The following is a 12,413-nucleotide window of genomic DNA, read 5'->3' as shown; positions in this document are numbered from 1 at the left end:
CCCTCAGGTTGGTCCGAGTCTCCCAGAAGTCTAGGACTCGCTGGAGGTGGCGCGGTCTCGCGCGCCGTCGAGCTCGGCCTGGGCGTTGCGTTCGTACGCGTCGATGATCTTCTGCACCAGGGGGTGGCGCACCACATCGTGCTGAGAGAAGCGGCAAAAGGCGATGCCCGGGATGTTGTCGAGCACCCGCTCGGCCTCCACCAATCCGCTCATCCGTTTGGAGGGCAGATCGATCTGGGTGATGTCGCCGGTGATCACCGCGCGAGAGTTAAAGCCGATGCGCGTCAGAAACATCTTCACCTGCGCATTGGTCGCGTTCTGGGCCTCATCAAAAATGATGAAGGCGTCGTTGAGCGTACGACCGCGCATAAAGGCCAGTGGAGCGACCTCGACCACGCCGCGCTCCAGCATCATCTCCGCCTTCTCAAGCTCCACCATGTCATGCAACGCGTCGTAGAGCGGGCGCAGGTAGGGGTTGACCTTCTCGGCCAGGTCGCCGGGCAAGAACCCCAGCTTCTCGCCGGCCTCGACCGCCGGACGCGTCAGGATGATGCGCTTGACGCTTTTGGAGAAGTAGGCCGAGAGCGCCATCGCCATCGCCAGATAGGTCTTGCCGGTGCCGGCCGGACCGATACCAAACACGACGTCATGCTTGCGGATGGCGTCGACGTAAGCCTTCTGCGCCAGGCCTTTGGGCGAGATGATCTGGTTATGTTTGGTGGCCAGGACCCGGTCGGTGAAGATGTCGACCAGATTGATCTTCGGGTCACGGACCAGAAGATCGATGGCACGCCCCACATCGACGGCGCTCAAGTGATGGCCGCGCTGGCCCAGGCTGTAGAGCTGGCGAAGCACCCGCTCGGCGACGCGAGCGTCGTTGGCCGCCCCTTCGATATGCGCCTCGGTACCGCGTGCGCCGATGCGAACATCGAGGCGTGTTTCAATGAGTTTGAGGAAGGCGTCGCGGTGGCCGTAGATGTAGCGCGCCACTTCGGCGTCGGCGAACTCCAGATGAAGCTGAACAAGATCGGTGTCGGACAACGGGGGCGACCTCTCGCAAGGGGAGCGAACTCAGGGCGACGCCGTGCCGCCCTCGGGACGTTGCAACGTGAGCTCAAAGCTATCCACGCCGCGGCTGTAGAGCCAGAGCTCTGTGGCCGAAGGGTAATACAAGTCAGATTGCAGCAGCAATCCCCGGTCCACCAACTCCTGGAGGCTGGCCGGGTAGCGATCGTCGAGACGTCGGGCGGTCGCCAGGGCCATCTCGATGCGCTGGCGCTGCGCCTCAATCAGCGGAGGCGTCAGGCGAGCCTGAAGATCGTCGCGATCGACCTCCACAAAGAAGTCGGTCTTCTGAAAGGTGAGATAACTCCACACACCGATACCGATAAAGAGCACCAGAATGATGACGGTGACGCTGTGGTGAAGCACCAGCGTGGCCAGTCCCGCACGCTTCGGCGGTGGCACGGGAGCGTTGGGATGGGTGCTCATCGCTTCACCTCGCTGTGGACCGTGGTGCCGCGCACGCGGGTGGGGTCAACACCGGCGAAAAGCCCCCAGAGCCCCACCAGCACGCCAAGCCCGACCAGCACCCACGCAACGACCTGTTGTCCGGCCCATCCTTCGTGGAAGAGCTCGGCGGGCGGGCGCCAAAGCCCCATCGGGTTCATCAGCCAGAAGGCGCCGAAGGCCAGCGCCATAAACGCCAGCGTCCCTCGGAGCGCGTGACCGCCGAGCACATGCCCGGTGCCGGGGAGAAGCAACGAGAGGGAGCGGCGTAGAAAGGACTGAAAACGGTCGCGCCGACCCAGGGTCGTCTCACTCTGCACGCGAGCGTGGTAGTCCAGCGTCGCTCCCGAGACGAAGGTCTGGTAGCAGGGCAGGCAGTAGTGATGGCCTCCCAACTCCCGCGCGTCTTCGGGGTCGCGGGCCAGGCCGCATTTGGGGCAAGGCGTACTGACGCGCTGGCGCAGGTAAGGCTGCAGGGTCAAGAGAAGCCAGAGCAGCCCGGCGCCGCCCAGGTACGGCGCCAGCGAGAGCGGCAGCTGGGGCCCGGCGAGCGCCTGCCAGAATGGCGAGATCATCGATATGGAGCTGATCGTCTCGGTGTAGACGAGGTGCTCCTCCCAGATCTGCGAGCTCTGCAGAGGGATGATCATCAATAAGCTGTTGGCGTCGCGACGCCCGGTGTCGAGGTAGCGTCCCACCGACTCCAGCCCGTGGCGCACCGCCTGATCGAGCGCGTCGTAGCCGCCTTCCTCGTCACCACTGAGCTGCAGCGCGCGCATGCGGTTGAAGTGGGGCTCGGGCGCCTGCGGCAGGAGCATCTCGGCCCGCTCCAGATGGTCGAGCGCGGCCTCCGATTCGGCCTGCGCGATCAGTGCGGCACCCTGGAGGTTGGCCCACTGCGCCTTGAAGAGGCGACTCGCCGGGGTCGCTGCTTCCGCGAGATCGACGACGCGCGCCATCGCCTCCGGCGTTCCGGTTCGGAAGAGGGCCACTGCCGCCGCATACTCCTGCGCGGGTGTGGTACCTGCTTCAAGGCGAGCAAGGCAGGCCTCGTCGCAGCCCCGAAGATGCTCGTGGGCCAGTGTTTGAGCAGGACTTCCCGGGAAGAGCACCATCCGGCTCAACGCCACATCCAGGGAGGGCAGGGCGAGGATCGTGGCCAAAAAACATGCCGAGACCGCTCGTTCGTTGAGCTGCTGGAAGGGGATCACCAGGGCCAGCATAATCAGCAATGAGGCCAGCGGTGAGCGCAGCAGCAACCCGGGGACAATCACCAGCGCGACCAGCACGATCACCGTCTGGTTTGATGAGAAGCCTCGGGGTAGCCAGCGCGTGCCGTCGTAGGCGGCGACTCCGAAATAGCGCAGCAGCTGCGCCAACATAAAGGCGCCCAGCCCCACCAGCACACTGAGCAGCGCGAAGATCGCAAACTTTAGCACCCACGCCATGCAGACGTCGGGCGAGTTCATCCCGCGCCGCACGCCCTCCACAAAGGGCGCGATCGCGCGGTGGGGGGCCCCCTGATCATGAATGCGCTGCCGGGCCAACTCCAGCGCCGGGTAGGGAAGCTCCGGTGCCATGGTCATCGCCATCGTCAGCAAGGCTTCCGCGTCGGTCGGGCTCAGGCCGTAGCGATCGCGCGCTCGGGCCACCGCCAGCACCGCCAGCGCGTGTTCGGGCAGAGAGACGCGCCCCAGGCTCAGCGCGTCGTCACGCAACGCCTGCAGCTCATTGATGCCTGGCTCGCCAGACTCGATCAGCGTCAGCCAGAGGCGCCACTGCACCTCCAGGTTCAGCGGCGCCACCGTCGAAGGGGCCAGAGCGCCGCTTCCCGCCTGAACATCCTGCTCGCCAAGGCGCTCGATCATGCGCTCCATGCTCGCGTCCTCCACCTGGGCCTGAGCCAGCCCTGGCACGATCGCGCAGAGCATGAATATGCCCAGCGCCAGCAAGGGGAGCTTAACGCTGAGAAGGGGCCCCCACAGGCCTGTCGCACGCGGTTGGGATGACACGGGGTTTGCTCGATCGAGGGTCGATGGGCAGAGTTAGAGCGCCGGGCGCATTCTATGCCTCGGGTAAAAATTTACACAACCATAGTTAACAAATTGTCACGAAGGGCGCATCCCGAACGCGCCATCCTCCTCGCTTGCCAGATGAGGCTCCGATGCCCGACGACACCCACCGCCCCGCCACCTCCCCCACCGAGCTCCGGCTGCAAGGCCTCAAACGAGCTCAATCTTTGGGCGATGAGGCGGCCTCCTGGGGCTTTGACTGGCCCTCGGTCGATGGTGCGCTCGCCAAGGTCGAGGAAGAAATCGCCGAGGTTCGCGCCGAGCTCGCTGCGCCCACCCCCGCCCCCGAGCGCCTGCGCGCGGAGCTCGGCGATCTGCTCTTTGCGGTGGTCAATGTGGCGCGCCACCTCAACATCGACGCGCAGGCCGCGCTCGATGAGGCCAGCGACACCTTCTCACACCGCATCGCCTCTGTGCGAGAGCAGGCCGCCCGGGCCGGACATCTCCCCGAAGATCTCAGCCTCGATGAGCTCGAAGCGCTCTGGCAGAACGCCAAGGCCGCGGCCGGTCTTGATTCGCCGAATTCAAGCGACCTATAGTGCGCCCGATGACGTGTGACGCGCCGGGGCATGTCGGCGCCGCCATGCCTTGAGCTGTCTTTCCATAAGTAAGGAGCAGGAACGATGCGATGTGATGCGATGAAGTTGGGCTGGCCGCTGCTTTTGAGCGGCGCGATGGCCTTCGGGATGGCGAGCGCCTGTTCGGGCGACGATGGCGACGGCGGGGAGGGCGCGGCCTGTGAGAGCAACGCCGACTGCACCGACCCCAACATCTGCCTGGAAGACGGCACCTGCGGCCCGAACCCCGAGGGCGATGTCGGTGAAGAGCCCGTCATTGAAGACGAAGACTACGTCATCTCGTACGTGCGGCGCAGCTTCCCGCCGAACCAGGAGTACGACGTACGGCTCTACGCCACCAGCGATGCGACGCATAACTCCATCGTCCCGGAGAGCGCCGACTGCACCCCGCCCAACCTCTGCGGCGTGACCGAGAACCTCTCGCACTTTATCTACATGGAGAACGGCGCGGGCGGACTTCAAGACATCTACACCGCCGCCATCGATCCGGACTCCCTGGAGGTCACCGGTGCGCTGGAGCTCTCGGAGTCCGGCGTGCTTGATGCGCGCGTGCGCGGCGCCGGCGTGGCCTACGTCGACGGCGACACCGCCTACTACAAAGAGATCGGCGGCGACGCGCAGGTCATCGGCGTGGTCGCCACCGAGCCCGAAGGCGACGAAGCTCCGGTGCCCGCACACTGGGATGTCGACCCGGAAAGCGGTCGCACCGCGCTCTACCAGCCGACGCTGGACTCGGTCACCGTGCTCGTCGGCGAGCTCGGCACTCCGATCAGCGCCGAAGACAACCTGATCACCATCAGTGGCGCCAACTTCCCCGGAGAGGCGGGAAGCTACTACATTGGCGCGCTGCCCACGGCGTTTAGCCCCGACGGCAACCTCGTCTCCTTCATCACCGTGGGCCCCAACAACTACAACGCCTGCAACTCCAACGCCGACTGCTCGGGCACCGCGCAGGAGTGCGGCGATGAGAACCGCTGCACGGCCATCGAGGCCACGGTCAACATCATCGACATGAGCAACGCCTCAAACCTCGGTGGGGCCTGCTCCTCCGATGCGGAGTGCGGCCCGGTGCACCGCTGCGATGCGGCCACCGACGACTTCGACCGCGCGATGTGCATGCCGCAGCGCGTGGTCTACGGCCTGCCGCACTTCCCGCAGCAGGGCGAGCCCACCCGCGCGGGCTGCGACTGGACGCGTGAAGATGGTTCGTTTGCCTACACCGACATCGACAGCGAGATGACCTTCGGCGAAGACGGCCGCATCTATGTGGCTGCCGCCCGCGACTGCGTGCGTCCCCTTGGCGAAGCGGCCGGTGAGGGCACCGAGGCCAACATCCCGCTCTCGGCGATCACCCGCATCGACCCGCAGACGGGCACCTTCGATGAGATCTACGGCAACCCGCAGGGCGACGACTTTGATGAGTCGCGCTGCTACGACGAGATCGAGCAGCAGGTCGTCATCGACGACTGCATCACCCGTGTCGTCAGCGCGAAGCTCTCGCCGCAGGGCAATGACCTGATCTTCTCGGCGACCAACCCCAACGTGGTCGATCCGGGCCTGGCCGACCGCACCTTCGACATGTGGAGCGTGCAGCGCGACGGCGCCGAGCCCGCCTGGCTGACCCGGGAGCCCTCGACCTGGTCGGTGGTGAACTTCCGTGTGCACGCCGACCCTCGCGTTGATGAGGGTGATGCGGAAGCGGTCGAATAATTCGGCAAGTTAGCATCCACAAAAAACGCCGCGTCCCGAAAAGGACGCGGCGTTTTTTTGTTTCATCGCCTCGGTGCCCGCGACGTGGAGACGCCGTCGGAGCCGGTCGACATTTACTCTTGCTCGTCTTCGCCCTGCAGGTAGTCGTTGGCCGCCGGGAACTGTTTGATGGTATCGCGGGCAATCTCCCAGGCTTTCTGCACGACCCAGGACATCGACCGGTCCTGTCGCAGCGACTCCTCGCGGATCTCATCGAGGTAGTCTTCGGGGAAGTAGAGGCTCTGCTTGCGCTTATCACTCGCCATGACAACTCGCTCGTTGGTGTGGTTATCCCGATTTAAATGTAACCAATGGTAGTACTATAGCCGTACTTGTCGCCGGAGGCCAGCGCCAGATGCGGCGCTGGCGCACCCGGCCACCGGGGGAGTGCGTTTTAGTTGGAGGCGCCCTCACGCTCTTTCTGAATGCGGCGGCGCAGGCGCTCGCGGGCGGCTTCGCCGGGGCCTTCAACCCGGGGCAGCGCGACGTTGTTTCGCACGGGCACCGCGCCGGCTTCGCCGCCGAAGGTCAGCGTGCCGAACTGGTTGCCGTCGTGGAAGTCGCGGCGCGGGCGCGTGCTCCAGCCGTACGCAAAGGTCTGCCCCTCGGTGGGGCGATCGAAGCGGTAGAGGTTCGCCCGCCAGGAGCTCCCGGGGGCAGGCGCGCCGTCGACGCCGGGAAGTTCCGAGAGCGGGATGCGCATCTCCACCGACCAGAAACGGTCTTTGTTCTCCTCGTCGTTGAGCGTGCCTTCGATGTGCACCGCCGTCTCAAGACCTTCCATCGAGAAGGGCTTGGCCGCGGCGATGTCTTCATCACGGCTCTTGGACTTCGAGCCCGGCCGGTGCGGGAAGCGCGCGTCGAACACGGTGTTCTGCGGGCTGACCTGCAGCTCGACGTAGGGCGCGTTGGGGCCGCCCGGCGCGATGAAGAACTCAAAGACCTCCTGGGTCCAGAGCGGATCGTCGCGATCGGTGAGCGAGCCCCACACGTGCTCATCTTCCAGGTAGGCACCCACATAGAGGTGGGTGGCATCCGTGGCCAACTTCACATTGCTCTCGTAGGGCGCGCGGGGGTTGAACCCGGTCAGCGAGACGCTCTGCAGCTCGGTCCAGACAGGCTCATCGAGCTTGCCGTCGAGCGTGATGGACTGGGCCTGGGCCTCGGAGATGCGGCGCACCTCGTGGCGGGGCAGCCCGGCTTCACGCTGCGGGTTGCCGGTGATCTTCAAGGTAGGGCCGATGGCGCGTCGGTCGTCGGTGATGTTCTCTCCCTCCACATGCGCGCGCTCATCGCCGCGGAAGAGTCCCACGTAAGGGAGCGCCTCGCCGGTGGGGAAGTCCTCGCGCAGCACAAAGGTCTGGCTGTCACGGATGATCTGGCCTTCTTTCCACAGCGAGGTGCGGTAGAGCTCATCGACTGGATAATGATCGAGGTTCTGGCGCAGCGGGTGCACCTGGGAGTCGAAATGCACAAAGATTTGCCAGTCACGCTTCACATCTTTAAGTGCCCGCCAGTACCAGATAAACGTCACCTCCTGGCCGGCTTTAAGTTCCCCGTCGATGTCCAGGCCGATGAGCTCGATGGCGTCGTTGTAGGTTGCGCCGATGGGATGCTCGGGCTCGGGCGCCTCGTCGAGGATATCCTCGCGGACCTGGTTCCATTGCTCCTGGGTGAGCACGATCTGGGGCTCGTTGCTCTGGCAGGCCGCGCAGATCGTGCCGGCTGAGAGCGCCAGCGAAAAGACCAGCGCGCGTCGGCTGGCGGGTCGAATCAGGGAAGACATCGAAGAACCTCATCGATAGTGGGCGACGCCCACTTAAAGGTTTGGAATAGGGCGCAAAGGTCGTTGCCAGCGAACCTAGCGCACGGCCCGGCGCCGATGCAACGCTCTGCGGCGCTGAGAATTGGCGAGCGCCGCGCAAGTGTGCTACCTCACGGCGCCAGAGGCGCGCGGCGCTGAGGTTGACGATTACCATCACACATCAAGCGAAAGGTCAGGCGATGATAGACGGGATTGGGCGAGTGCATATGCTGGGGATTGGCGGCATCGGGGTATCGGCGGTCGCGCGCATTCTGCATGCGCGAGGCGTCGAGGTCACCGGTTCCGATGTGCGCGAGAGCTCGCTGACCGAGGCGCTGCGCGCCGAGGGCATGAACATCGTCATCGGCCATGACCCGAAAAACGTGGAGGGGGCCGACCTTGTGGTCGTCTCCACCGCCATCCCCGACGAGAACGTCGAGCTTGTGGCCGCGCGTAAGGCGGGCATCCCGGTGGAGCATCGCTCCTCAATCCTCGCAAAGCTTCTGGAGGGCTACCGCACCATCGGCGTGACGGGCACCCACGGCAAAGGCACCGTCTCGTCGATGATCGCCTGGATTCTGGAGTGCGCCGGGCTGGAGCCGGGCTTTGTCATCGGCGGGATGCTCAACAACTTCGGCGTCAACGCCCGCGACTCCGGCGGCAAGTGGATGGTCGTGGAGGTCGATGAGAGCGACGGCTCGCACCACAACATCGCGTGCGACTACGTGGTCTGCAACTTCCTGGAGCTCGACCACCTCAACTACTACGACGGCCTCGACGACATCATCGCCAAGATGGCGAGCTTCCTCGAATCGAACACCCGCCTTAAAGAGGCGTTTGTGAACCTGGACTGCGCCGGCAACCGCGAGCTTGTGGAGCGGGTCAACCTGCGGCCGACCGGCTACTCGATGGAGCATCGCGCGGAGTTTCGCGGCGAGCTTCTCGACAAGGGGCAGCTCCCGATCCGCTACCGCGCCTACCACCGCGACGAGGTATTGGGCGACTGGGAGCTCAACCTCCCGGGGCGCTACAACGTGGTCAACGCCATGGGGGCGATTGCTGTGGCGCGGCGCATCGGTGTGGCTCCCGAGGTCATTGGCAAGGCGCTGGCGACCTACAAGGGCCTGGAGAACCGCTTCACCATCGCCCAGGGCGGTGGGGTGACCATCGTCAAGGATTACATCAGCCACCCGACGGGCATCAAAAAGGTGCTGGAGTCGGCCAAAGACCTGGTGGACGGGCGCGTCATCAGCGTGTTCAAACCCTACCGCTACACGCTCATCAAGTACCTCAAAGATGAGTATGGCGAGGCGTTCCAGGGGAGCGATGAAGTGATCATCACCACGATGTACGCTGCCGAAGAAGACCCCATCCCGGGCATCAACACCCAGACGGTGGTCGACCGCATTGAGGCCAACGGCCTTCCGGTGACCTTCATCCCCAACCAGCCCGACATCAACGACTACCTGCTGGAGACGGTCAAGCCGGGCGATAAGATCATCTTCTTCGGCGGGGATGACTTCTTCCGCCAGGCGGACCAGATTCTGGCGGAGTTCGCGCGCCGCGCGGCCAAAACCGAAGGCGATGATGCGGCCCAGCCGCGTTTCGACGGCCCGCTCAACGAGGGTGAATAAGACGATGCGTGAGAATTTTCTGAACCATCAGCGATTTGCGGTGTGGGGTGCCGGCGTCAGCGGTGTGGCGGCGGCTAACCTGCTGGCGCGTCGAGGCAAAGACGTTGTTTTGAGCGACATCAAACCCCTCGATGCGCTGGCGGAGGTTCAGGAACGCCTGCACCCGGGAGTGAAGCTGGTCGGTGGCCAGAACGTGCTCGATGCGCGCGAAGTCATCGTGGTTTCGCCAGGCATGAAGCCCTCGCACCCCGACTTTGAGCGGGCGCGTGAGCAGGGCGCGCACGTGATCTCGGAGGTGGAGCTTGCGTGGGAGGCCAGCAAAACCCGCTGGATTGGCATCACGGGCACCGACGGTAAGACCACCACCACCTCACTGGTGGGGCAGATGTTGCAGCAGGCCGATGTGGAGCATGTGGTCGCCGGCAACATCGGCCTGCCGCTGTGCGCGGTGGTCGAAGCGCTGAGTGAAGACGCGGTGGTCGTGGCCGAGCTGAGCGCGTTTCAGCTCTGGAGCTGCCATAACCCGCAGCCGACCGCCGCCACGGTGACCAACGTGGCCGCCGACCACCTCGACTATTTTGAGAGTTTTGGGGAGTACGCCGCCGCCAAGCTGCGCATCTTTGAGCTTCAGAAAGGCGAAGGGGTGGCGGTGGTGCCGATGCGTGACCGCCTGGTGCGCCGGTGGTTCAAGGAGCCAAAAGGTCAACGGGTGGTGGGGTTCTCAAACCGCCCCGACGATGTCTCGGAGCTCGATGAGGCGGTGTGGTTCGACGACGACCAGGGCTGGACGCGCGAGGAGGACGGCGTCGATCTCTGCTGGCTGGAGTCCTTTGACGACACCGAGCTCTTTGGCGCCCATAACCAGCTCAACCTGGCCTGCGCCGCCGCCCTGGCGCGCAGCGTAGGCGTGAGCTGGGAGCATATCACCGAGGCCGCGCTCAGCTTTGAGCCGCTCGCGCACCGCATGGAGTATGTGGGCGAGGGCAATGAGGTGAGCTTTGTGGACGACTCCAAGGCGACCAACGCCCACGCCTCACTGGCCGGGTTGCAGAACCTGGACGCGGGCTTTGTGGTGATCGCCGGAGGTGTCGACAAGGGGCTGGACCTCAAGGGCTGGGCCAAACACGTGGCGTGCGAAGCCGGCGCCGTGGTGCTCCTTGGCGAGATCGCCGGGCGCATGGAAGACGCGCTTAAAGCCGCAGGGGCGACAAAGGTCTGCCGCGCGACTTCGATGGAAGATGCCGTCGAGCAGGCTTTTAAACGGGCCAGGCCGGGGAGCACTGTTGTGCTCAGCCCGGCCTGTTCCAGCTTCGATATGTTCGAGAGCTATGCCCACCGCGGCCGGGTCTTCCAGGCCGCGGTCGAAGCGCTGATCAGCTCTCTTCCATAATGATCAGCACCTGATCTTCGTCGACGGCGTCTCCCTCTTTGATGAGGATCTCTTTGACGACGCCGTCGCAGGGCGCGGGCACCGGCATCTCCATCTTCATCGACTCGAGGATGATGAGGTCATCGTCTTCTTCGACCTCCTCGCCAATCTCGACTTCGATCTTCCAGACGGTGCCGGTGATGTGCGCGCGGACTTCTTCAGCCATGACAATCTCCTTCCAGTATTCAGCGTGTACTAACGTGATCTAAGGGGCTCTGTGCGACGCGGAGAGTCTTCGCACGGAGCCCCGAAATTTTCCAGTGGTGAGTGCGCTGCTCTAAAGCCTCAGCGCTTCTCAAGCCAGCCGGTGTGAATGTCACCGGCCTGGAAGTCGGCGTCATCCATCAGATCGATGTGCATGCTGAGGTTGGTGGTCAATCCGCCAATCTCCATCTCGGTGAGCGCGCCTTTCATCTTCTCAATGGCTGCCGAGCGGTCGGTGGCGTGCACAATGAGCTTGGCGATGAGCGGGTCGTAATAGGGGGTGACCTCGCGGCCGGCGTCGACGCCGCTATCCAGACGCACGCCCTCGCCAGTCGGCGCTTTAAAGGTGGTGATGGTGCCCGGGGCGGGCATGAACATCTTCTCGGGGTTCTCGGCATAGAGGCGACACTCGATGGCGTGGCCATCAATGGTGAGCGCGTCCTGAGCGAGGGTGAGCTCTTCGCCGGCGGCGACGCGTAGCTGCCACTCCACCAGATCGAGCCCGGCGATCATCTCGGTGACCGGGTGCTCGACCTGCAGGCGCGTGTTCATCTCGATGAAGTAGAAGTTGCCGGCCTCATCAGCGATGAACTCCACGGTGCCCGCGTTGACGTACTCGCTGGCCCGGACCAGCGCCAGGGCCGCTTCGCACATGCGCTCGCGCAGACCATCGTGGCGTGAGACGAGCGGGGAGGGCGCTTCTTCGATGACCTTCTGGTGGCGGCGCTGCACGCTGCACTCACGCTCAAAGAGATGAATGGCGTTGCCGTGCGTATCGGCCAGCACCTGAATCTCAATATGGCGCGGGTTCTCAATGTAGCGCTCCAGGTAGAAGCTCGGGTCACCGAAGGCCGACTCGGCGCGGCGCACCGAGGCCTGCACCGCCTTGCGCAGTTTCTTCTCGTTTTTGGCCAGGTTCATGCCGATGCCCCCGCCGCCGGCCGACGCCTTGACGAGGATCGGAAAGCCGATGCTCTCAGCGAGCGCGACGGCGGCGTCTTCGTCGGCCACGACCCCGTCGGAGCCGGGGACCACGGGCACGCCCGCCTTCTGGGCAAACTCGCGGGCGCGAGCCTTATCCCCCATCAGTTCCATGACCTCGGCGCGCGGGCCGATGAAGGTGATGCCGGCGGCTTCGACGGCGTGAACGAAGTCGGAGTTCTCGCTCAAAAGCCCGTAGCCAGGGTGAATGGCGTCGACGCCCGCTTCGCGGGCGACCTCCAGGATGCGCTCGGCGTTGAGGTAGCTCTTGGTGACGTGCGCCGGGCCAATCAGATAGGCCTCGTCGGCGATCTGGGTGTGCGGCGCGCCCTCGTCGGCTTCGCTGTAAACGGCGACGGTGCGGATGCCCATGCGCTTGCAGGTGCGGGCGATGCGGGCGGCGATCTCACCGCGGTTGGCGATCAAGACGGCTTTAAACATCAGCGAGTTCCT

The 12,413-nt window shown here is 64.6% G+C and carries 11 protein-coding genes; 4 read left to right on the top strand and 7 right to left on the bottom strand.

All coding sequences use genetic code 11. The features are described 5' to 3' along the window. Nucleotides 1–30 precede the first annotated feature (30 nt). From FRC96_RS10115 to FRC96_RS10105, 3 genes are read right to left on the bottom strand one after another with little or no spacing between them, the layout of a single operon-like run. Nucleotides 31–1,041, bottom strand: a complete 1,011-nt coding sequence (locus tag FRC96_RS10115) for a PhoH family protein (protein ID WP_146974374.1) — start codon at nucleotides 1,039–1,041, stop codon at nucleotides 31–33. A gap of 30 nt (nucleotides 1,042–1,071) precedes the next feature. Next, the gene (locus FRC96_RS10110; RefSeq protein WP_146974373.1) at nucleotides 1,072–1,491 is read right to left on the bottom strand and encodes a hypothetical protein; all 420 of its coding nucleotides are present in this window, start codon (nucleotides 1,489–1,491) and stop codon (nucleotides 1,072–1,074) included. Then, nucleotides 1,488–3,521, bottom strand: a complete 2,034-nt coding sequence (locus FRC96_RS10105; RefSeq protein ID WP_146974372.1) for a hypothetical protein — start codon at nucleotides 3,519–3,521, stop codon at nucleotides 1,488–1,490. Before FRC96_RS10105 ends, FRC96_RS10110 begins: the two co-directional genes overlap by 4 nt. Nucleotides 3,522–3,673: 152 nt before the next feature. Between FRC96_RS10105 and FRC96_RS10100 the strand changes: the two genes are divergently transcribed. Together FRC96_RS10100 and FRC96_RS10095 are read left to right on the top strand one after the other, a co-directional pair. After that, entirely contained in the window at nucleotides 3,674–4,120 is a 447-nt protein-coding gene (locus FRC96_RS10100) for a MazG nucleotide pyrophosphohydrolase domain-containing protein (protein ID WP_146974371.1), read from the top strand. 84 nt (nucleotides 4,121–4,204) lie between these two features. Then, nucleotides 4,205–5,869, top strand: coding sequence for a hypothetical protein (locus FRC96_RS10095; protein WP_146974370.1), 1,665 nt, complete (start codon nucleotides 4,205–4,207; stop codon nucleotides 5,867–5,869). Between the two features lie 113 nt (nucleotides 5,870–5,982). Here FRC96_RS10095 and FRC96_RS10090 read toward each other — a convergent pair whose 3' ends face one another. Both FRC96_RS10090 and FRC96_RS10085 read right to left on the bottom strand, forming a co-directional pair. Next, nucleotides 5,983–6,174: a TIGR04563 family protein gene (locus FRC96_RS10090; protein WP_146974369.1), complete on the bottom strand. Its 192-nt coding sequence runs from the start codon at nucleotides 6,172–6,174 to the stop codon at nucleotides 5,983–5,985. Between the two features lie 128 nt (nucleotides 6,175–6,302). Then, a complete protein-coding gene (locus FRC96_RS10085) occupies nucleotides 6,303–7,694 on the bottom strand; it encodes a carbohydrate-binding family 9-like protein (RefSeq protein WP_146974368.1) in 1,392 nt (463 codons plus the stop codon). Between the two features lie 218 nt (nucleotides 7,695–7,912). Here FRC96_RS10085 and murC point away from each other — a divergent pair, with 218 nt between their 5' ends. Both murC and murD read left to right on the top strand, forming a co-directional pair. Continuing rightward, on the top strand, nucleotides 7,913–9,346 hold the full coding sequence (gene murC, locus FRC96_RS10080; RefSeq protein ID WP_146974367.1) for a UDP-N-acetylmuramate--L-alanine ligase: 1,434 nt from the start codon (nucleotides 7,913–7,915) through the stop codon (nucleotides 9,344–9,346). A gap of 4 nt (nucleotides 9,347–9,350) precedes the next feature. Beyond that, nucleotides 9,351–10,736: a UDP-N-acetylmuramoyl-L-alanine--D-glutamate ligase gene (gene murD / locus FRC96_RS10075; RefSeq protein WP_230470092.1), complete on the top strand. Its 1,386-nt coding sequence runs from the start codon at nucleotides 9,351–9,353 to the stop codon at nucleotides 10,734–10,736. Here murD and FRC96_RS10070 read toward each other — a convergent pair. Further along, nucleotides 10,720–10,941 (bottom strand): acetyl-CoA carboxylase biotin carboxyl carrier protein subunit, encoded by a 222-nt coding sequence (locus tag FRC96_RS10070; RefSeq protein ID WP_146974365.1) that lies wholly within the window; start codon nucleotides 10,939–10,941, stop codon nucleotides 10,720–10,722. The genes murD and FRC96_RS10070 overlap by 17 nt on opposite strands. A gap of 119 nt (nucleotides 10,942–11,060) precedes the next feature. Continuing rightward, nucleotides 11,061–12,401 (bottom strand): acetyl-CoA carboxylase biotin carboxylase subunit, encoded by a 1,341-nt coding sequence (locus tag FRC96_RS10065; RefSeq protein ID WP_146974364.1) that lies wholly within the window; start codon nucleotides 12,399–12,401, stop codon nucleotides 11,061–11,063. Nucleotides 12,402–12,413 lie beyond the last annotated feature (12 nt).

It is taken from the genome of Lujinxingia vulgaris (assembly GCF_007997005.1).
Taxonomy (GTDB): Bacteria; Myxococcota_A; Bradymonadia; order Bradymonadales; family Bradymonadaceae; genus Lujinxingia.
The sequence above is the reverse complement of the archived record's forward strand: the minus strand, read 5'-3'. Positions and strand labels throughout refer to the sequence as shown.